The sequence below is a fragment of the Paraburkholderia phymatum genome, assembly GCF_038900715.1.
GTDB classification, from domain to species: domain Bacteria; phylum Pseudomonadota; class Gammaproteobacteria; order Burkholderiales; family Burkholderiaceae; genus Paraburkholderia; species Paraburkholderia phymatum_A.
In genome coordinates this window covers 75,385-96,444 of the sequence record NZ_JAYMRZ010000032.1, presented here as the reverse complement: position 1 = coordinate 96,444, position 21,060 = coordinate 75,385, and the positions used below count along the sequence as shown (strand labels likewise).

At 60.9% G+C, this 21,060-nt stretch carries 16 protein-coding genes; 5 read left to right on the top strand and 11 right to left on the bottom strand.

Annotated elements, in window-relative coordinates:
- The first annotated feature begins 890 nt into the window (after nucleotides 1-890).
- Nucleotides 891-1,562, top strand: coding sequence for a hypothetical protein (locus tag VSR68_RS37895; RefSeq protein ID WP_342944651.1), 672 nt, complete (start codon nucleotides 891-893; stop codon nucleotides 1,560-1,562).
- A gap of 3 nt (nucleotides 1,563-1,565) precedes the next feature.
- Nucleotides 1,566-1,820 carry a hypothetical protein gene (locus tag VSR68_RS37890; RefSeq protein WP_342944650.1) on the top strand — a complete coding sequence of 85 codons (255 nt, stop codon included), beginning with the start codon at nucleotides 1,566-1,568 and terminating at the stop codon, nucleotides 1,818-1,820.
- A 28-nt stretch (nucleotides 1,821-1,848) separates the two neighbouring features.
- On the opposite strand, the gene VSR68_RS37885 is transcribed toward VSR68_RS37890, so the two are convergent.
- The 7 genes from VSR68_RS37885 to VSR68_RS37855 all read right to left on the bottom strand — a co-directional run bounded on the left by VSR68_RS37885 (nucleotide 1,849) and on the right by VSR68_RS37855 (nucleotide 5,862).
- Nucleotides 1,849-2,307 carry a hypothetical protein gene (locus tag VSR68_RS37885; protein ID WP_342944649.1) on the bottom strand — a complete coding sequence of 153 codons (459 nt, stop codon included), beginning with the start codon at nucleotides 2,305-2,307 and terminating at the stop codon, nucleotides 1,849-1,851.
- Nucleotides 2,288-2,617 carry a hypothetical protein gene (locus VSR68_RS37880; protein ID WP_342944648.1) on the bottom strand — a complete coding sequence of 110 codons (330 nt, stop codon included), beginning with the start codon at nucleotides 2,615-2,617 and terminating at the stop codon, nucleotides 2,288-2,290. The genes VSR68_RS37885 and VSR68_RS37880 overlap by 20 nt, the downstream gene beginning before the upstream one ends.
- Before the next feature lie 2 nt (nucleotides 2,618-2,619).
- A complete protein-coding gene (locus VSR68_RS37875; protein WP_342944647.1) occupies nucleotides 2,620-2,847 on the bottom strand; it encodes a hypothetical protein in 228 nt (75 codons plus the stop codon).
- 114 nt (nucleotides 2,848-2,961) lie between these two features.
- Complete coding sequence (locus VSR68_RS37870) at nucleotides 2,962-3,306, bottom strand: hypothetical protein (RefSeq protein ID WP_342944646.1); 345 nt, start codon at nucleotides 3,304-3,306, stop codon at nucleotides 2,962-2,964.
- A 64-nt stretch (nucleotides 3,307-3,370) separates the two neighbouring features.
- Nucleotides 3,371-3,634 carry a hypothetical protein gene (locus VSR68_RS37865; RefSeq protein WP_342944645.1) on the bottom strand — a complete coding sequence of 88 codons (264 nt, stop codon included), beginning with the start codon at nucleotides 3,632-3,634 and terminating at the stop codon, nucleotides 3,371-3,373.
- Between the two features lie 202 nt (nucleotides 3,635-3,836).
- The gene (locus VSR68_RS37860; protein WP_342944644.1) at nucleotides 3,837-5,180 is read right to left on the bottom strand and encodes a tyrosine-type recombinase/integrase; all 1,344 of its coding nucleotides are present in this window, start codon (nucleotides 5,178-5,180) and stop codon (nucleotides 3,837-3,839) included.
- 391 nt (nucleotides 5,181-5,571) lie between these two features.
- Nucleotides 5,572-5,862, bottom strand: coding sequence for a DUF3303 domain-containing protein (locus tag VSR68_RS37855; RefSeq protein WP_342944643.1), 291 nt, complete (start codon nucleotides 5,860-5,862; stop codon nucleotides 5,572-5,574).
- Nucleotides 5,863-6,668: 806 nt separating this feature from the next.
- On the opposite strand from VSR68_RS37855, the gene uvrA reads away from it, so the two are divergent.
- The 3 genes from uvrA to VSR68_RS37840 all read left to right on the top strand — a co-directional run bounded on the left by uvrA (nucleotide 6,669) and on the right by VSR68_RS37840 (nucleotide 14,532).
- On the top strand, nucleotides 6,669-12,593 hold the full coding sequence (uvrA, locus tag VSR68_RS37850) for an excinuclease ABC subunit UvrA (RefSeq protein ID WP_342944642.1): 5,925 nt from the start codon (nucleotides 6,669-6,671) through the stop codon (nucleotides 12,591-12,593).
- Between the two features lie 21 nt (nucleotides 12,594-12,614).
- Nucleotides 12,615-13,685 (top strand): DMT family transporter, encoded by a 1,071-nt coding sequence (locus VSR68_RS37845; RefSeq protein ID WP_342944641.1) that lies wholly within the window; start codon nucleotides 12,615-12,617, stop codon nucleotides 13,683-13,685.
- Nucleotides 13,686-13,827: 142 nt separating this feature from the next.
- A complete protein-coding gene (locus VSR68_RS37840; protein ID WP_342944640.1) occupies nucleotides 13,828-14,532 on the top strand; it encodes a glutathione binding-like protein in 705 nt (234 codons plus the stop codon).
- Nucleotides 14,533-14,635: 103 nt separating this feature from the next.
- On the opposite strand, the gene VSR68_RS37835 is transcribed toward VSR68_RS37840, so the two are convergent.
- The 4 genes from VSR68_RS37835 to VSR68_RS37820 all read right to left on the bottom strand — a co-directional run bounded on the left by VSR68_RS37835 (nucleotide 14,636) and on the right by VSR68_RS37820 (nucleotide 20,554).
- Complete coding sequence (locus VSR68_RS37835) at nucleotides 14,636-16,750, bottom strand: phosphocholine-specific phospholipase C (protein WP_342944639.1); 2,115 nt, start codon at nucleotides 16,748-16,750, stop codon at nucleotides 14,636-14,638.
- 792 nt (nucleotides 16,751-17,542) lie between these two features.
- Entirely contained in the window at nucleotides 17,543-18,388 is an 846-nt protein-coding gene (locus VSR68_RS37830; protein WP_342944638.1) for an alpha/beta hydrolase, read from the bottom strand.
- 8 nt (nucleotides 18,389-18,396) lie between these two features.
- Complete coding sequence (locus VSR68_RS37825) at nucleotides 18,397-19,995, bottom strand: benzoate-CoA ligase family protein (protein WP_342944637.1); 1,599 nt, start codon at nucleotides 19,993-19,995, stop codon at nucleotides 18,397-18,399.
- A gap of 79 nt (nucleotides 19,996-20,074) precedes the next feature.
- Nucleotides 20,075-20,554 carry a DUF4863 family protein gene (locus VSR68_RS37820; RefSeq protein WP_342944636.1) on the bottom strand — a complete coding sequence of 160 codons (480 nt, stop codon included), beginning with the start codon at nucleotides 20,552-20,554 and terminating at the stop codon, nucleotides 20,075-20,077.
- Between the last annotated feature and the right edge of the window lie 506 nt (nucleotides 20,555-21,060).

The following is a 21,060-nucleotide window of genomic DNA, read 5'->3' as shown; positions in this document are numbered from 1 at the left end:
CGTGATCAGACCACGCCCATTCATGATTCACCCCCGGGTCAACGCATCGCGACAGCGTGAGCCTAAGGGGGCAAAAATCGGACATTTCTAATTAGCCTGAATCGGACATTACTAAAAAGCTTCTACAGCGATAAACGCGAAAATGGGTGATAGCCGCCATTATGTAAAACTACTCTTACACCCCAAAACCGGCTCCGCCTTGCTGGTGGCTATTTGGATAAATGTAATGTTGGTGTAGGCAGTGCCGATGTAGTAAAACCGGAAATCGCCCCATTTTGTAAGGTATCGATGTAATCCGGTAGGTAGATCAATGGCTGCCACCTAGCGATAGTATCCGCCAGCTACCCGCCCGAAACCGCCAGCATGCACTCCGCCGATGGTTGCCAGTTCCACTTCATGTGGTAGGCCACACCATACCTTAAAGGTTGTGGCGGCGGCCCGCTGGCGGGAGGGTGTACCGGGGAGCGCCAACGCCAAGAGATTGAACGGCGGTGGGCATGCTTGACACTCTTGACAAGCGGACTTCCGGTTTACTTCATTGAATCGCGGCGCGATGTTCGGGTTTTCTTCATTCGTTGCGAGCCGCAACCAAAGCAAGCCCCCTACAGAGGCCCGTAGAGACGATGGCCTCCCAGATGGCGGCGCGGCATCGATCATCGAACGGGAGGCCCACGCAGAGGCAGGGAGATAGGCCAGCGGGGCACCATGGGCCGGACCAAAACGTCAAACCCTGGCCCGCGCCGGGGGCGGCCTTCTAACCTCTTGGGTAAAAATTTTGGGGGCTTGAAAACGAAGTGCAATCAGGCGGTTTGTCAAATGCCGTGTGGACTATGGCATCATGCTTCGGCGGGGTGAATGGCCGATAACTGACATACGACGGGGGTAAGACGATGGACGTGCAAGAGCCGCCCGAACGCCGGTTCAAATTCAACAGCACGGATGATAAGGCGGCATCCGAACTGGAACAGTTCATCAACATGATTGGGCTGGATCGTGCCGCCCCCGGTCGCTACAGTTTTCTGCTCGCGGTTAGCCTGTTCGGGGCATTCAAGTCGGGCTTACAGAATCCGCATACGGTAGTGCGTGAAATCATGGCGCTTGAAGCGGGCACGCCTACGGGACTCAAGGCACCGATTCAAAACAGGCACCCGCCCCTTAAAGGGTTGTGGCACAAGCATTACTTGCAGGATGGCTTGCGTTCGATGGCGATGAACGTGCAGCAAGGCTTGAAGCGCTACGGGATGCCGTACTTTCAGCAAAAGATCAAAGAGGCGCAGGAAACTGGAGAGGAGCGCTATGTGACCGTAGAGGACATAGAAGCACTGTCCAGCGACGTGATACATGGAAACCTCAGCCGCTTGCGGGCCGATGAGCGCTATACCGGGGAATGGCTTGTGTTTGCCCGTCATGAGGGCTTGAATTTTTATCTCTGCATCGCGACTCATGACAAGTCCACGCATGACCATATCCGCCAATTGATCGACAACGTGTGTTGCATGGAATTTCCATTCCTGAGCAAGCTACTGGCGGATGCTGAGAGCGAGACTAACGGTTTGGGGTGAGGCATGGACCATCTGGCGAACCTGATAGGCAGAGCGGTTATCGGTTGCGTGTTGCTGGCCGTGGTGTATCTCGCGGTGCGGGGACTAATACGGTTCATCGATATCATGCACTGGCACGCCACCAAGGATGAGCGGGAGGCCAGAGCCAGAGAGCGCATGGCCTTGCCGCCGATAGACGATACCCCGGTAACGGATGAGGACCGCGCCGCGTTCGATGAGTGGACGAAGCGCATCGACAAAATGAACAGAGGCGAATGATTGCCTTCCCGACGTCTCCCCGCCGCGTCTAGTCCTTGCAGACCGCGTGCTGAACGGATAGCAGATCGGCATCTTTCCTTGTGTCGAATGGATTCGTGGGGTTATCCAGTTTCATCACTACGCCATTCCTGATGTTGACCCATTGCCCCGCCAGCGTTGTTTCCGTGCTGTGCCAGCAATCGAAATCGATGAGTAGCGTAGTGATATACGTGACCCTCTCCAAGTCCTTGGCGTCTTTCATGCGCGGGTCTTGCATGGCATCTTGAAGAGCCAGATTCCTTTCACGCTCCCACACGATCACATGCCAGCCGTCTTGATCGACCTGCCCTGTCTGTTTGAGCGTTGAACGGTCAATCTGTATTTCCTTGTCGCCTTTTTTCCAGATGACGGTTTCCCAATCATGTGGCGGGGCCGCGTGTGCGCTGATGATGGTTGCGCCAGCAATCAGGCTGGCCGACAGGATGAGGCTAGATAGTTTCTTGATCATGGTTGATTGCCCCTTGGCTACCGCCGACAATTTCTGATTCCACTTCACTCTTGATGTATGGTCGCACAGTGCCGACCCTCCAGTAAGGATGCTTGCCGCGCATTTCATCGGGCGGCGGAAACTTGCCGGAGTTGATGCGACGATACAGCGTTGGCGAAGAAATCCCCAACAGCGTGAGCACGTGACCGGCCCTGAGCCACGTTCGATCATCGTCCAGCAACATGCCCTGTACAGATCGGGGCTTGGTGTTGCCGGGGTAGGACTTTTTAGCTGGCGAAATTATAGCGGGGCGATTGATGGTGATAGCCATGATCACTCCCCCTTGCTGGCCGGGCCGGTTGCCGGGGCCGCCAGATACGCCTTGATCGAGCCTGTGAGCCAGTACGGGCGTTTGTTGTCCTTTCCATCGGCGGCGGGATACCTGCCAGCGGCAAGGCCCTTGTAGAGCGTGGGGCGGGCAATCCGTAGAATCACCAACAGATCAGCGATAAACAGGCGTCCCGGTTGATCCAGATTGATCGGGGGGCGTTCGGTTTGCATAATGTACTCCTAAATACATGGCTCACTCCATTGAGGTTGACGAAAGCGCCCCACAAGCGGCGCAATGAATTTCAGATTCCACTACAGCGCCCCCGAAGGGGCGCGGTTCAGTGCTCAGAGAGTTTCGATCGCTTGCGCCTGATTCGCGCAGTGCTGCGCATAGTCGCTTTCCAGCGCTCCGCGAGCTTGCAGCAATACCGTTGCAAGTTCACCGAGTTTGTTGGATAGCTCGCGGTAGCTCGCTTCGTGCTTCTGGCGGGTTTCCGGTTTCAGGCCGGGGCGCACATACATACCGAACGCCTTGCGCGATTTCTTGCGGGCCTGTTCCAGATCGAAAAGCGTAGCCGCCCAATGGTCGTAATGCGTGGGAAGCGCGGCGCACATCGCCTGTTCTTTGCGAGCAACGGCAATGCCGTTTCTGAACGAGACAAACTCGTGGGGAAGCTGATGACTAGTCATGTCAAACTCCAGTTACCTTGGTGTTGGTGAAGCGCCCCTCTCGCGGGGCGCACGTGTCGATCAGTTAGGCCGGTTGACTCAGCGCTTTGTGTTCGCTGATGGCCGACTTCAACGCACGATGAATCTGGCTAGGCGTGCAGGTTAGCATCGCCTTAATGACTGCGTTGACAAGGATTTCTTTATCCAAGTTTTTGTAACTTGTCGATTCGGATTCGTCGACAATGCTTTCAATACAGTCGATAATTCGTGAGTCGATAAATAAATAGTCGCTGATTTCGTTTACCAGCAGACCAATAGCGTCTTCGTATGCTTCTGTGTCAATGTTCATTTCAAGCTCCTAATTGCCTTGGTTTCAAATAGGAGCCGATCAGACGGACGAAAAAATGGAGTCCGCCGCCTTCAAAAGGCATTGATCGGACTCCATTCCGGGGTGAATCAGGAAGGTTGTTTGCCTTACCTGTCTCCAAGTATATCCGGCTTTCTCTACGTGTCTATCCTGTCTTTATTAAACTTTGTTTGATGGCGGAACCTCAGCCAGCTTTCTGGAAGTGGCCGATAAGGACGTTGGAAGAAAACACCGCCTGTAGGTGCGTCCCGAGAATTTCCCATGCCGCCTGTTTCTCTTTCGCGTAGTCATACCGCTGATATGTCCGACGAATCCGGTTTTCGTCGCGATGGTTCAAACACTTGTCCACTACAACCGGAAGCACCCCCAAGGCTTGCATTAATGTCGCGCTCGTTCTCCGCAGATCATGAGGCGTCCATTTTTCATCCCCCAACACCAAGGCGTTCTCTTGCTTGGTTCGCTTGGAGTGCGCGGGACGGTCATAGAATTTAATCTGCCTGTCGGAAATCTGTTTCGTGATCGATTTGAGATCAATGTATGTCTCTGTATCGTCCTTGGTGCGGGCGGGCATTAAAAATACTTCCGACTTTGACAACGCCATGAGTTTGGCTAGATGAAAGACGGCAAAATCTGACAGATAGATAATGTGAGGGTCCGTGTTCTTCGAATCGGTGGAAGGGATGCGCCAGACCTTATTTTCCAGATCGATATTTGCCTTACGGGCCTGAATCAGTTCACCGATGCGCACCGACGTTGCGAGCACGACGTAAACCGCGTGAATGGTACTGTCCAGCAGATCGGCGGATTTAAGGGCGGCGGGAAGGGTTTTTAATTCCGACTCGCTCAGGGTCCGCTCACGCTCATTCTCTTTGCCGCCCACGTGTTTCTTTTCGATGCCCGCCGTGCAATCGACCGTGACCAATTCCCGAACGAGGCCATAGCCCCACATTTGACGAATCTCCGCCAGAAGGCGATTAGCCAGACGCAATGCACCGCGCTCGACTACCTTATCCAGCAACGCCATTACATCGGCCCGCCGAATTTCATCCGCGTATCGATTTCCGATTACCGGCAGCACGTCTTTATTGAATCCCCGGATAGTCTCCGCGCCTTTGTCCTTTCGCTTCGTCAATTCGGATTGCGACCAGCGATCAAACAGGCCACGGACCATTAATCGATTAGCCGCCGCTTCTGCATCGGCTTTCGCCTTTTCTATGGCCGCGTCTTTCGCCGCTTTATCGGCTTTCTCTTTGTCGATCGGATCGACGCCATTAGAAACCAGCGTGCGGGCGGCATTACGGGCCGCGCGAATCCCTTTCAACGTGAGGGCGGGCCATGAGCCTATGGTGTAATCGCGCGTGCGCTCCCCGATCCGAAAGCGGTAATAGAACGTCACGGCAATGTCATTCGCCGCACCCTTACGGACGATGCCCCAGAGGCCGCCGCCGTCTTGCCGCTTCTGTCCTATGTCGGAGGGAGAGAGGGCCTTTAGCTCAACATTGGTGAGCCGGTTTTCCGTCCTTGCCATGCCAGTACCCCCACACAGTACCCCCACAAAAACGGGAGATAGATAGAGATGAGTGGAGACGGGTAGAAACACACGAAACCCGCCAGAGCCTTTATTTTAGCGGGTTTGAGGGTGATTGTGTGGATAACTGAAGATAGGCGGAGACAGGGCTAAACCTAGATGGGGTGCAGGTGGTCGGAGGTTCAAATCCTCTCGCCCCGACCAGATGGACAAAAGGACTTACGGTGAAGGCCGTAAGTCCTTTTTTCTTTGTATTGTGTGCGCACCATCGGTCGGCAGCTATAGAGCAAGACGACGCAGGTGCATCGGTATCCTGATTAACCGACCCGCTGCTTCCATCGGCCCGTGGATGCCCGCAAAGCATGCCGTCAGCAGACACGGCTTCGTCACCTCACTTCCCCGCCTGGGCCTGATACGCCCCCAGCGCCGCTCCGAGTTCCTCGTCGGTGACAGCGGGCGAGATGGTGAACTCGAAGATATCGCCCCACTGCAGCATCCACGCCGCCATGGGTGCGGTGCTCTCAGCCTCGATGATCGCGCACCCGCTCAGTTCGCCGATCGTATGCCATCGTCCGAGCATCTTGATGCCATCGGGTGGCAAGGCGCCACCCGTTTTCATGAAACGCTCGATGGCCGATTGCTGCGCCGTCGGTTGCCCGTTCCACTGAACAATGAACTTCATCGGAGACCTCCACTCGACTCGCGACGATGCCGGCCAGTGGCAAGCCGTCACCGTCATAGACGCCGCAGCACGCGGCGCGTGGGAGCCTGCATCGGAGACGGATTCGTCCTACGTTATCCGACATTCCTTGCCGCCACCGTGGCACTCTAAAAGCTCGCTCAAAGAATGATAGGCAGCGTCTCTGTAACTTCCATCGGCGAAGCAGCGAATTCAATCGAACTCTGTGCGACATCCCGCATTCGACTGGGCGCATCCCGCTGCTTTAAGTTTCCGTTAAGGCTGCGCTCATAGAGTATTCGGGCGCTCGGACGATGCTGTAGGTGCTGCGAGGAGTCGTCCGACGCTTCTTGGTCCGCCGGGGGGCGAACCAGAGGAAGACCATCGTCGATGCGCATTCGACCGCCGCAAGGGTGCCAGATGGCGTGTGGTAAGCGGCCGATCAGCCTTCGCCCGAGGGCTGTGGGGGACGGCCATTCGAACCCGGTGCTTCACCGGGTTTTTTCTTTTTGAACGCGATGCGGCTGCGCAGCGCAAACGCGTCGCCCCGCTGTTGAACAGCCCTAAGCCACGCCGCGCTTGAATGCGTCAGAAACCGGTCATTTGGCCTATGCCGTTTGCCGCCGCGAACGTCGTGCAATCGCCGTGCAAAACTGTATAAACATACAGTATAGTATTCACCTATCCGGAACCGCGGAAGACACTTCGAGAACAGGCCGCACGCCTGTTTCCCGTCCCGCGGTGCGCAGCCGTGGCCGCAAACCCTACGGCCAGCATGCCCCGGCAACTCATTCAGACGGACAGTCAAATTGTCATCTAACGGAACGATCCGAATTCGAGGCGCACGCCAGCACAACCTGAAGAACGTCGATCTCGACCTGCGCACGGGCGAAATGACCGTCGTGACGGGGCCGTCGGGCTCCGGCAAGTCAAGCCTCGTCTTCGATACGCTGTACGCCGAAGGGCAGCGGCGCTACGTCGAAACCTTCAGCGCTTATGCCCGCCAGTTTCTCGACCGGATGGACCGGCCGCAGGTCGACCGCGTCGACGGCGTGCCGCCCGCTATCGCGATCGACCAGACGAACCCGGTGCGCAGCTCGCGTTCGACGGTCGGCACGATGACGGAGCTGAACGACCATCTGAAGCTGCTTTACGCACGCGCGGCCGAGTTGTTCGATCGAAAGACGGCACAGGCCGTTCGCCACGATTCGCCGGAAACGATCTATGCCGAGCTGAGCGCGCGCACGACGGGCGACGATCCGCGCATCGTCGTTACGTTCCCCGTCGAGTTGCCGGACTCGACGAGCGAGGCGGAAGTCGAGCAATGGCTTTCCGCAAGCGGCTATACGCGGGTTCAGGCGCAGCGTGAAGTCCCCTCGCCGACGGGGATGCGCAAGATGCTCGATGTTGTCGCCGACCGCTTCCGTCTCCATCAGGTCGAAAAGGCGCGTGTGGTCGAAGCGATCGAAGCGTCGCTCAAGCGCGGCGGCGGGCGTGTGAACGTTTATGTGCTGGCGCAAGAAGGCACACAAGGCGAACCGGCTGGGCAGCAGATCTGGCGTTTCTCGACGGGCCTGCACAACCCCGACAGCGACCTGCGCTACGCCGATCCGCAGCCCGCGTTGTTCTCGTTCAACTCGGCCTACGGCGCGTGCGACACCTGCCGGGGCTTCGGGCGCGTGATCGGCGTCGACCTTGGGCTCGTGATTCCGGACGAGCGCAAGACGCTGCGAGGCGGTGCGATCAAGCCGATGCAGACGCCCGCGTGGAAAGAATGCCAGGACGACCTGATGCGCTATTCGGCGAAAGCCGGCATTCGCCGCGACACACGGTGGTCCGAGCTCACCGAAGCCGAGCGCGACTGGGTCATCAACGGCTCGCCGGATTGGGATGGCGACTGGCAGAAGCAGTGGTACGGCGTGAAGCGCTTTTTCGGCTACCTCGAATCGAAAGCGTACAAGATGCACATCCGCGTGCTGCTGTCGAAATATCGCAGCTACACGCCGTGCGAGACATGCGGCGGCGCGCGTCTGAAAACGGAGTCGCTGCTGTGGCGCCTCGGTTCGAAGCTGAACGCGGACGCCGTGCTGGAACCGGCGCAGCGCTTCATGCCGCGTGGCGTCGACTGGAACCGTGCGCAGCTCGAAGCGTTGCCGGGCCTGACGGTCCATGATCTGATGCTGCTGCCCATCGAGCGTATCCGGCGCTTTTTCGACGAGATCACGCTGCCGAGCGCACTGCTCGATGACGCGCTGAAACTGCTGCTCGCCGAAGTGCGCACACGCCTCAAGTATCTGTGCGATGTGGGGCTGGGCTATCTGACGCTGGATCGCCAGAGCCGCACGCTTTCCGGCGGCGAGGTGCAGCGGATTAACTTGACGACCGCTTTGGGCACGTCGCTGACGAAGACGCTCTTCGTGCTCGACGAGCCGAGTATCGGCCTGCACCCGCGCGACCTGAACCGGATCGTCGAGGCGATGCAACGTCTGCGCGACGCGGGCAATACGCTCGTCGTCGTCGAACACGATCCGTCCGTGATGCTGGCCGCCGATCGTCTGATCGACATGGGACCCGGACCGGGCGAGCGGGGCGGCACGATCATCTACGACGGGACGCCGAATAACATTCGTTCGGCAGGCACGCTGACGGGCGAGTATCTGGGCGGGCGCAAGCATGTCGCGGACGCGGCGCACTGGGCGCGACGCCCCGTCGATGAAAGCACGCCGCGCATCGTGCTGGAAGGCGCGCGTCAGCACAATCTGCGAGATGTGACCGTCGAAATTCCGTTGCAGCGTCTCGTGTGCGTGACGGGCGTTTCAGGCTCGGGCAAATCGACGTTGATCCAGGACGTGTTGAATCCGGCGCTGTCGCGGCAACTCGGCAAGGCCACGGAAGCGCCTGGCGCACACCGAAGCCTGACGGGCGTCGAGCAGATCAGCGACGCCGTGTTCGTCGATCAGTCGCCCATCGGCAAGACGACGCGTTCGAATCCGGCAAGCTACGTCGGCGCATTCGACGAAATCCGCAAGCTGTTCGCGAAGGCGCCGCTCGCGCTGCAACGCGGCTACGGCGCAGGCATGTTCAGCTTCAATTCGGGCGACGGCCGTTGTCCGACTTGCGGCGGCTCAGGCTTCGAGCATATCGAGATGCAGTTCCTGAGCGACGTCTATCTGCGTTGTCCCGATTGCGACGGTAGCCGCTACAGGCCCGAAGTGCTGGAAGTGAAGATCGGGCGCGAAGGGCGCGAGCTGAGTATCGCGGACGTGCTCGAACTGACGGTTCACGAGGCCGTCGGCCTGTTTGCGGGAGACGGCGAAGTGTTGCGCGTGTTGCAGCCCATCGTCGACGTTGGTCTCGAATACGTGAAGCTCGGGCAGCCGGTGCCGACACTGTCGGGCGGCGAGGCGCAGCGGCTCAAGCTCGCTGGTTTTCTCGCGGAAACCGCTCAGGCGCGCACGGCCCGCGGTGGCACGAAGCAGGCGAGCGCGGCGCGTCTTTTCATGTTCGACGAGCCGACCACGGGGCTCCATTTCGACGACATCGCCAAGCTGATGCAGGCGTTCGGCAAGCTGCTCGCGGGCGGTCATTCGCTGATCGTGATCGAGCACAACCTCGACGTGATTCGCGCGGCTGACTGGCTGATCGATCTCGGTCCGGAAGGAGGCGATGGTGGCGGTCTTGTCGTGTGCGCGGGCACGCCCGAAGACGTCAAGCGATGTCCCGATTCGCATACGGGCGCTGCGCTCGTGCAATACGACAGCGCGATGGGTCGCACCATCGAGCCGACGGAAGCAGCCGAACAAGCCGAAGCCGCAACGCAGGGCACGCCGCTGCAAACCGCGCTGAACGCCGCGCGCGCACGGCGCGCAGTGGAAGGCGAAGACGTCGTACGCATCGTGAATGCCCGCGAGCACAACCTGAAAGCGCTCGACGTCGACATTCCGCACGGCAAGTTCAACGTGATCACGGGCGTGTCGGGTTCCGGCAAGTCGACTCTCGCATTCGACATCCTGTTCCACGAAGGGCAGCGCCGCTATCTGGAATCGCTGAATGCGTATGCGCGCTCGATCGTGCAGCCGGCGGGGCGTCCCGAAGTGGACGCCGTGTACGGCATTCCGCCAACCGTCGCAATCGAGCAGCGTCTGTCGCGCGGCGGCCGCAAGAGTACTGTCGCGACCACGTCGGAGGTGTGGCACTTCCTGCGTCTGTTGTATGTGAAGCTCGGCATCCAGCACTGCATCCATGACGGCGCGCCCGTCACGTCGCAAAGCGTTGAATCGATCGTCGCGCAACTGATGCGTGACCACAAAGGCGAACACGTCGGTTTGCTCGCGCCGCTCGTCGTGAACCGGAAGGGCGTCTATACCGACCTCGCGAAGTGGGCGAAGGCACGCGGCAATACGCATCTGCGCGTCGATGGCGAGTTCGTGCCCGTCGATCCGTGGCCGAAGCTCGACCGCTTCCGCGAACATACGATCGAACTGCCCGTCGGCGACATTGTTGTGTCGGCGGACAACGAAGCGGAGCTGCGCCGCCTGCTCGAAGAAACGCTTGAGGCAGGCAAGGGTGTGATGCATTTGCTCGCGCCGCTCGACGGCCTCGAACATGCGATGACCAGTAACGGCACGACCGCTCATGTCGGCGAAGTGAAGGTGCTTTCCGTCAAGCGGGCGTGCCCGGTGTGCGGCACCAGCTACCCTGAACTCGATCCGCGCATGTTCTCCTATAACAGCAAGCACGGGTGGTGCACGACCTGTGTCGGTACGGGACTGGCGTTGACGCGCGAGCAGCGTGCGGCTTACGACGACACCGTGCTCGTCGACGACAATCGCGGCCGCGAACAGACCTTGCCGTCGGACGAGCAGGAGCCGGAGGGCGTCGGCGAAGAGCCGTGTCCGGATTGTCACGGTACGCGCCTCAATACGTCCGCGCGCGCGGTAACGTTCGGCGAAACGTCCATCGTCGACGTCGCGCAGTGGACCGTGTCGGACACGCGCCGCTGGATCGACGGGCTCGAACTGCGAGGCCGCGACGCCGAGATCGCGCGCGATGTGCTCAGCGAAATCGGCAGCCGCTTGCAATTTCTAGAGGAGGTGGGCCTCGGCTATCTGAGTCTCGATCGGGCCGCGCCTAGCCTGTCGGGCGGTGAAGCGCAGCGCATCCGTCTTGCCGCGCAACTCGGCAGCAATCTGCAGGGCGTCTGCTATGTGCTCGATGAACCGACGATCGGCTTGCATCCGCGCGATAACCAGATTCTTCTGAACGCGCTGCGCAAGCTCGGTGACAAGGGCAATACGCTCGTCGTCGTCGAGCACGACGAGGACACCATTCGCCGCGCGGATCACATCATCGATATCGGTCCGGGCGCGGGCAAGCGTGGCGGTACGCTGGTCGCGCAGGGGCGTGTCGGCGATCTGTCCGCGCAGTCCAGTTCGCTGACGGGCCAGTTCCTCGCGCAGCCGATCCTGCATCCGTTGCAGGCGCGGCGCCCGGTATCGGTCGCGACGAAACGCGCGCCTGCCATGCCCGATAGCTGGCTGACCGTGCACGGCGCGACGCTGCACAATCTGCGCGACGTGACGGTCGGCATTCCGCTGGGGCGCCTCGTCGCCGTAACGGGCGTGAGCGGCTCGGGCAAATCGACGCTCGCTCGCGACGTGCTGATGACCAATCTGCTCGATGCCGTTGGTCGGTCCGTGCTGTCGTCGCCGGCCGTCCGGCGCGCCCGCAAGGCTGCGCAGTCCGAGCCGAGTGGACAGTCGGCTGCGGCGAACCGCCGGTCGAGCGTGCTGGCACGCAGCGCGCCGAAGCCGTCGCTGAACGTCACGCACGTGTGGCAAGGGTGCGAGTCCATCAGTGGTTTCGAATCGATCGACCGCGTGCTCGAAGTCGATCAGACGCCGATCGGCAAAACGCCGCGCTCGTGTCCCGCAACGTATATCGGCGTGTGGGACACGATCCGGCGTCTCTTCGCCGACACGCTCGAAGCGCGAGCGCGCGGCTATACGGCGTCGCGGTTCTCGTTCAATACGGGCGACGGCCGCTGTCCTGCGTGCGAAGGGCAAGGCGTGCGCACGATCGGCATGAGCTTCCTGCCTGATGTGAAGGTGCCGTGCGACGTATGTCATGGGCAGCGCTTCAATCCGGAAACGCTCGCGGTCACGTGGCGCGGCAAGAACATCGGCGACGTGCTGACGATGGAGATCGACGAGGCCGTCGACTTCTTCGCGTCGATGTCGAACATTGCGCATCCGCTGCAACTGATGAAGGACGTCGGCCTCGGCTATCTGACGCTCGGCCAGCCGTCGCCGACATTGTCGGGTGGCGAGGCGCAGCGCATCAAGCTCGTCACCGAACTGAGCAAGGTGCGCGACGACATCACCCGGCGCGGACAGAAGGCGCCGCATACGCTGTACGTGCTCGACGAGCCGACGGTCGGTCTGCATATGGCCGACGTCGCGAAGCTGATTCGCGTGCTGCACAGGCTGGCCGATGCGGGGCATAGCGTCGTCGTGATCGAGCATGATCTGGACGTGATCGCGGAAGCCGACTGGATCATCGATCTCGGGCCGGAAGGCGGCGTGGGCGGCGGTTCGATCGTCGCGGCGACGGACCCCGAAGGTCTGGTGCGCGTTGCGTCGAGCCATACCGGGCGCGCATTGCAGCCAGTGCTGGCTCGCGCCGCCGGCATGTCCGACGAGGACGCCGACGGCAAGCGAGTCAGCGCGGGGTAAGGGCGAACGGGAAGCACGGTCATGCACACACGTCACAGCGCGGCTTTTACTGCGATTCTTGCAGCCGTCCTCTTCGGTGCGACGACGCCGTTTGCGAAGGCGCTGCTCGGTGCGCTGTCGCCGTTCATGGTGGCGGGGCTGTTCTATCTTGGCAGCGGAGTCGGACTCGCCATCGCGATTCTGTTCCGACGATTGCAGCGCGGGCATAGCCAAAGTGTCGGCCATCCAGAAGCGCATCCGATGCCTCTTGCAGAAGTGCCTTGGCTGATCGGTGCAATCGCCGCGGGCGGCATGGCGGGACCGGCTCTTCTGATGTTCGGCCTGAACGCGACACCTGCCGCAACGACTTCGCTGCTGCTGAACCTGGAGGGCGTGTTTACTGCGCTGATCGCGTGGGTCGTGTTCCGCGAGAACGTCGACGCTCAGGTCTTTACCGGCATGGTCGCGATTGTCGCGGGCGGCGTGCTGCTGTCATGGCAGCCTGGCGAAGGTGGACCGGGAGCGGGCGCGTTGCTGGTCGCCGGTGCCTGCCTGTGCTGGGCGATCGACAACAATCTGACGCGCAAGGTCTCGAACAACGACGCGATGATCATCGCGTGCATCAAAGGGCTGGTTGCCGGTTCCGTGAATACGGGCATCGCGCTGTTGTCGGGCGCGGCCGTGCCGGGAGCGGGACTGATCGTCGCGTCGATGACGGCGGGTTTTGCGGGCTACGGCGTGAGTCTCGTGCTGTTCGTGATTGCGCTGCGCCATCTTGGCTCGGCCCGCACGGGCGCGTATTTTTCGGTGGCGCCGTTGTTCGGCGTCGCCATTTCGTTCTCTCTATGGCCTGAGAGGCCGCCTCTGTTTTTCTGGATCGCAGCGGCGTTGATGGCGCTGGGCATCTGGCTGCATTTGCGCGAGCGCCATGTCCATGAGCACACGCACGACATCCTCGAGCACAACCATCGGCATCGGCACGACGAGCATCATCAGCATGCACATGATTTCGACTGGGACGGTTCGGAGCCGCATACGCATCCGCACCGTCATGCGCGCATCACGCACACGCATGCTCACTTCCCCGACATCCATCATCGGCACCAGCACTGACGGAGCCGACCGATGCCGTCGATACACACATGTGGACGCGATGCGCGGACCAGGCCGGTCCACGCGGCTTCGCGCGCGAGCAAAGACGGCGCAACGCGTCTATATTGACCGTCTGTTTGCCGATCAACGACGAGGACCTTTCATGCCTGACCCATCCGTTTTTCCGATCGCGAAGAAGTGGCCCGCTGAGCATCCCGAGCGCATCCAGCTCTACTCGTTGCCGACGCCCAACGGCGTCAAGGTATCGATCATGCTGGAGGAGACGGGCCTCGCATACGAGCCGCATCTGGTGCGCTTCGATGCGAACGATCAGATGTCGACGGAGTTTCTGTCGCTCAATCCGAACAACAAGATTCCCGCGATCATCGATCCGGACGGCCCCGATGGCGAGCCGCTGCCGCTGTTCGAGTCGGGCGCGATCCTGATCTATCTCGCGGACAAGTCGGGCAAGTTGTTGCCGAAGCGCGCATCGGATCGTTACGAGACGATTCAATGGCTGATGTTCCAGATGGGGGGCATCGGGCCGATGTTCGGCCAGGTCGGTTTCTTCAACAAGTTCGCGGGCAAGGAGTACGAAGACAAACGGCCGCGCGACCGCTACATCAACGAGTCGAAGCGGCTGCTCAACGTGCTGAACGAGCGGCTCACGACGCGCAAGTGGATCATGGGCGACGAGTACACGATCGCCGATATCGCGACCTTTCCGTGGGTGCGCAACCTGATCGGCTTTTACGAGGCGGCCGATCTGGTCGAGATCGACAACTATCCGCACGTGAAGCGCGCGCTCGGTGCATTTCTCGCACGTCCCGCTGTCGTGAAGGGGCTGGATATTCCGAAGCGCGGATAAGCGTCGATCCACGAGGATTCGACAAAACAAGAAAAGCCCGTGCCGTTTTCGACGGCACGGGCTTTCGTTTCGGGCTTCTTTCCAGACTTCTTTTCGGAAAGCGTTACATGCCGAGCGCTGGATCGCTCATGCCCGGCTTACCCGTTTCCACGTGACCGGCATAGCGGCGCACGAACGACACGTCGCTGTCGACAGTGATCGTCAGGTCGTACCAACCGTACACGTGACGCAGATCGAGATACACAGTGTCGCTATCGCCGCCGCGAACCGCGTGCCTGACGGGACTGCCCGCGTCGTACGCATTGACGATCGTGAACTGGCAGCGCGCGTTACCGTCGTTCTTCAAGCGCAACTGCAGATTGCCGTTAGCAACATCGTAGCCCTCGACGACTTCCGGTTTCGCCTGATCGTGGCTGTTCCAGAAATGCTGTGTCGTCTGCTTGCCGGCGAAGCGGCGCAGGAAGCCGTTCGGTCCGTGCACCGTGAAGTCGTATGTGCCATCGGCATTCACGTTGAGCTGATCGACGAGGCGATTGTTCGCTTCGACCGTATACGTGCGCGGCGGATTCGCGCTCATCGCCGCGAACACGAGGAAGTTCGCACCGGCCTTGCCTGTATTGACGAAGCGCATCGACAGCTTGCTGCTGCTGCTATCGTCGACGCGCACGAACAGTTCGTACGGCACGGCGCGCGCGGGACGCACGCCCGACTCCTGTTTCGGCATCGAGCCGACGAGAGGCGGCACGGGAATATAGTCCGCGTGACGGTTCTGGTCCTGCGGCTTGTATGAGGTCGTCGACGGCAGCGTCGGGAGCGCATCGTTCGGATTGTCGAAGTTGAACGCCGACGTCAGATCGCCGCACACCACCCGACGCCACGGCGTGATGTTCGACTCCGACAGGTTGTGCCCATGCCCGAAGCGCTTTTCGATGAAGCGGATCACCGACGTGTGATCGAACACCTCCGAGCACACCCAGCCGCCCTTCGACCACGGCGACACGACGAGCATCGGCACGCGCGGCCCGAGGCCGTACGGACCGGCCGCGTACTTGCCGCTGTTGCCGCCCGGATAGATTTCGTTCGTCGTATCGACGGTCGAGAGGCCGTCAGCATTCGACGCCGGCGCGAACGGCGGCGACACGTGATCGAAGAAGCCGTCGTTCTCGTCGTAGTTGATGAGCAGCGCGGTCTTGCTCCATACGTCGGGGTTCGACGTAAGAATCTGCAAGACCTGATCGACGTACCACGCGCCGTAATTCGCGGGCCAGTTCGGATGCTCGGAGTACGCCTCGGGCGCGACGATCCACGACACTTGCGGCAACTGGTTGCTCTGCACGTCCTGACGCAGCACGTCGAAATACGTGCCGCCTGCCGACACGTTCGTGCCCGTGCGCGCCTTCTCGTACAGCGGACTACCGGGCTGCGCGTTGCGATACTGGTTGAAGTAGAGCAGCGAGTTGTCGCCGTAGTTGCCGATGTACGGATTTTCCGTCCAGCCCCACGAGCCGTTCGCGTCGAGACCCGTGCCGATGTCCTGATAGATCTTCCACGAGATGCCCGCGGCTTGCAGCACTTCCGGATACGTCGACCAGCCGTAGCCCAGCTCCGAGTTATCGACGACGGGACCGCCGCCCGAGCCGTCGTTGCCGACCCAGCCGGTCCACATGTAGTAGCGGTTCGGATCGGTCGCGCCCATCAGCGAGCAGTGGTACGCGTCGCAGATCGTGAACGAATCGGCAAGCTGATAGTGGAACGGGATGTCGTCGCGCGTGAGATACGCCATCGTCGTCGTGCCTTTGTTCGGCACCCACTGGTCGTTGCGGCCGCCGTTCCACGCGCCGTGCGTCGTGGGCCAGTCGTGCGGCAGGTCTTGCAGGAATTGCAGGCCGAGATTCGGCGCGGTCGGACGGAACGGCAACACTTCGCCGACGCCGCCGAGCCCCGGTTGATGCCACACCGGCTTGCCGTTCGGCAGATTGATCGCGCGCGTGTCGCCGAAACCGCGCACGCCTTTGAGCGTGCCGAAGTAGTGGTCGAACGAACGGTTTTCCTGCATCAGCACGACGATGTGCTCGACATCGCGGATGCTGCCCGTTTTGTTGTGGGCGGGAATCGCGAGCGCATTGCGGATGCCGAGGGGCAGCATGCTCAGTGCAGTTGCGCTTCCTGCTGCGTGGGCGGCGGAGCGCAGAAAATCACGGCGGTTCTTTGAGGTCATGTTGGCTTCGATCGTGATGAAAGAAACGGAACGGGACGGCTTCCATGCGGGGGCGGGAGCCGTGCTGGGCGGAACTAATCGACGGTGTGAATGACGGGTGGTGCGAGTACGACGGAATCCGTTGCGCTGGCGCCGCTGGCGGATGCGGCCTGTGACTGCGCGGATGCTGACTGCGGGGCTTGAAGCGAGGGGCTCGCGGATGAAGCTGACTGCGATGGGACGGCGTTGAAGGTCGTCGCGAGGGACGGTTGCGGCTGACTCTGCGGCTGCCGCCGTTGTTGCTGTTGCGGTTGTGGTTGCTGTGCCTGCGATGCGTCGGTGGAGACGCTGCCGCTGCATGCCGCAACCGCGATCGATGCCGTGACGACGGCGAGCGCAGGGTGCAAACGCTTGCGTCGCTGGCTACGTGCGGCGGCGTGCAGAGCGGGCATCGTCATCCTCCGGCGTCAGGGGTGAGAGCCGCGAAAGGATAGCCAGCGCGTATGTAGGTATTGTGAAGCGGGGGATGGGAAAAGAAGTGCAGACGGAAATGCACTGCATGAGATGCAGCGCATATTCCGTGTGACGGCTCAATGACTTGTGTGCGTTATCGGCACGTTGTCCACAGGGTTGGTCACGGATTCTGTGGACAAAGCGTGTGTCAGGTTCGGCACGAGCGAGGTTTCATCAATGGCGCGGCAGCGCGTGCATCGGGTTCAATCCGAATCGCATCAATGACTTGCTCGGGTCTTGCACGGGTTACTCACAACCTTGTGCACGGATTCTGTGGAGAACTTCAATGCAGCGTGCGTGCTATGCGCGGCTGTGCTCGTTGACGAATGCGACGATCGCATCGTTGAGGGCCTGAGGCGCGTCGCGATGAGGCGAATGTCCGCACTTGTCGAGCTTCGTCAGTTGCGTCTGCGGCGCGCGTTGCGCGATCGTGTCGATCTGCATCATCGTGCCGTAGTGATCGTCGTGACCTTGCACAGCGAGCAACGGGCAGCGAATGCGCTTTAGTTCATCGACGATGCTCCACGACCGGAACGCCGCGCTCAGCCACACATCGTTCCAGCCATAGAACGCCGAATCGATATCGTCGTGATAGCGGGCGAGCCTGCCGCGCAGGCCGGACTGTTCATACGCCTTCTTTGCGTCGGCGATGCTCTCGACAGAAATGTCCTCGACGAAGACGTGCGGTGCAATGACGACGGCGCCCGCGAGTGCATCGGGAAAAGCGGCAGCATAAAGCAACGTGATCGATCCGCCGTCGCTGTGACCGATCAGCCACATGCATTGCCGTTCCTTAACGCTGACACCGAGTGCATCGAGCAACGCGGGCAGAACATCGCGGGCCTGCACTGACATGAAATGGACGGGCAGCTTGACATCGTGCGGACGCGGCGTCGAACGGCCGTAGCCGGGGCGCGAGTACACGAGACCGCGCATGCCGAGCCTGTCGCACAGAACCTGAGGCCAGTCTTTCCACATCGCGACCGACCCCAGCCCTTCGTGCAGAAACACGGCCAGCGGCGCGTCGACACGATGCGCGTTGAGCCAGCGGTATTCGATCTCCAACGCGCCGCGTTGCGCGTTGGCCGGCAATGCAATCGACGCACTCTTCGCGTCGTCGCGCAAGCTCGTGACAGGTTCGGACATTCCGTTCATCAGCTGATGGGCCGTTCTCGCAGTTTGAAGCGTTGAATCTTACCCGTTGCCGTCTTCGGCAGATCGCCGACGAAGACGATATCACGCGGATACTTGTGCGGCGCCAGCTTACCCTTGACGAACGACTTCAGTTCATCGGCGAGTGCATCACATGCATCGGCACTTTGCTTCAGCACGACGAATGCACGCGTTTTCACGAGACCACCGTGATCGACGCCGACGACGGCCGCTTCGAGGACGGAAGGATGTTGCACGAGCACCATCTCGACCTCGACGGGCGAAACATACTGTCCGCTGACTTTCAGCATGTCGTCGCTGCGGCCCGCGTATTGATAGCAGCCGTTTGGCAGCCGGCAATACTTGTCGCCGCTGCGGATCCATTCACCCAGGAACGTCGCGCGGGACTTCTCGCGATTGGACCAATACATTAGTGCAGCGCTCGGCCCTTTGATGAACAGATCGCCCACTTCACCGTCAGGCACGGGATGACCTGCTTCGTCGCGCAACTCCACTTCATATCCGGGCACGGGACGGCCCGTCGTTCCGTATTCCACTTCACCTGCTCGATTCGACAGGAAGATATGCAGCATCTCGGTCGAGCCGATGCCATCGAGAATCTCGCAGCCGAAATGCGCGGTGAACCGTTCGCCGATCTCGCGCGGCAGCGCTTCGCCCGCCGACGCGCAGATGCGCATGGCGACCTGCTCGCGCGGCGGCAGATTGGGCGAGATCAGCATGTTCGCGTACAGCGTCGGCACGCCGTAGAAGATCGTCGGCCGATGTGCGACGAGACGCCTGAAGATCGCGTCGGGTGTTGGCCGCTCGGCCATCAGCACGGCCGTTGCGCCGACCGAAAGCGGAAACGTCAGTGCGTTGCCGAGGCCGTATGCAAAGAACAGCTTGGCGGCCGAGAACACGACATCCTGTTCGCTGATGCCGAGTACCAGTTTTGCGTAGAGTTCGGCCGTCCAGTACAGGTTGGCGTGCGTGTGCACCGTGCCTTTCGGCTTTCCCGTCGAGCCCGACGAGTACAGCCAGAACGCGATGTCGTCGCCGCTACATGCATTCGGCTTCAACATGGGCTCAGCGCCGTCGATCAACCGGTTCAACACGTATTCCGGTGGCGGATCGACCTGCACTGGCTGCGAGGCGATTAGCAGGCATCCGTCGTGTTCCGCTTCGCGCATCGCCTTCTCGACGTTCGGCAGCAGCGCGCCCGATGCGATCACGGCGCGCGCGTGGCTGTGCGTGAGCATGTACAGATAGTCCGCGGCCGTGAGCAGCGTGTTCGCGACGACGGGCACGACGCCCGCGTACAGCGCGCCGAGAAACGCGATCGGCAGTTCGGCGGTGTCGAGCATCACGAGCAGGATGCGCTCCTCGGGATGCACGCCGAGCGAGCGCAACGCGGTGGCGAAACGGCGCGCGCGGTCTTCGAGTTGCGCGTAAGTGATGACGCTCGCGTCATCGATGTAGGCGGGTTTGTCGGGGCGCACGTCGTTGAGGCGGAACAGATGCGACGCGAAGTTGAATTGCGCGGGCGGCGCTTCGACTTTTGGTGCAGGCTCGCTCGGGCGCGATTCCAGCAAGGCTTCCATGTGTCCTCCGGCGTATTGAGGCGGCGTGCGTATTAGTGCAGGTGGGGCGAGTGCAGGTGGGGCGCGGCTGGATGCGTTCTCAGGCGCTCGACGCGTCCTGTGTGAATTGGATTGCACCTTGCGGCAGCAGATACAGCACAAGTGCCTGTCCGTGCGAGACTGTCGGCCGATGTGCGCTGCCGGGTCCATAGACGTACCAGCCGGCCGGGTGGCCGTCGAACGTCGCGCCGTCGGTGAGCGGCATGATCAGATCGATTTCGCCATTCGGATGCATGTGATGCGGACCGGCAATGTCCTGCATGTCGACGACGTCGACGGAAAAACCGTGCGTGTCGGGTGTCGGCCTGATGATGCGGCCGTAGCGGATGCCGCCGTGCACGCGGTTGCACAGCCAGCCTTCGGCGACACCTGTGCGGCATGCGTCAGCGAGTTCGCGGTACGTATGGCTGCTCGAAGGCCAGGTCGCGTTGAGCCACGCAGCCAGCGACGCGTCGAGCGGACGGCCCGCGAGTTGCGCGGTAATGCCCGCGATCAGACGCTGAAGGTCCTGAGGGAACATGCTTGCCTCCTTGTCGACCGGAGTTAGCGCTTTAGCGCTTACACCGGTCCCATGCAGAGCGGTCGACCGGAGTTGGTGCTTTGGCACTTGCTCCGGTCCCATGCAGAGCGGTCGAGTGGAGTTGGTGCTTTGGCACTTGCTCCCGTCCCATGCAGAGCGGTCGAGTGGAGTTGGCGCTTTGGCACTTGCCCCGATCCCACGCAGAGCAACGACCCGAGTTCACGCCTTATCACCTGACTCCGATCCGATGCATCCGTGGTCGACCACCGTCGGCGAATCGGCCGGATTCGCACGTCGGTACCTATTCAGGGCCATGCTCCACTCCCTCCGATCACATGCAAGATGTCGACCGACACGCACCTTAGTTCATGTCGTATGCGACCGATCGTCTCCCATTTCGCCTATGCCATCCGGACGAGGGCTCGCGGCGTTGTTATTGCGTCGATATGCGGCGAAAATTAACCGTTCACCTTGCGTGTGTCAAGCACTATAGTACATATACCTAT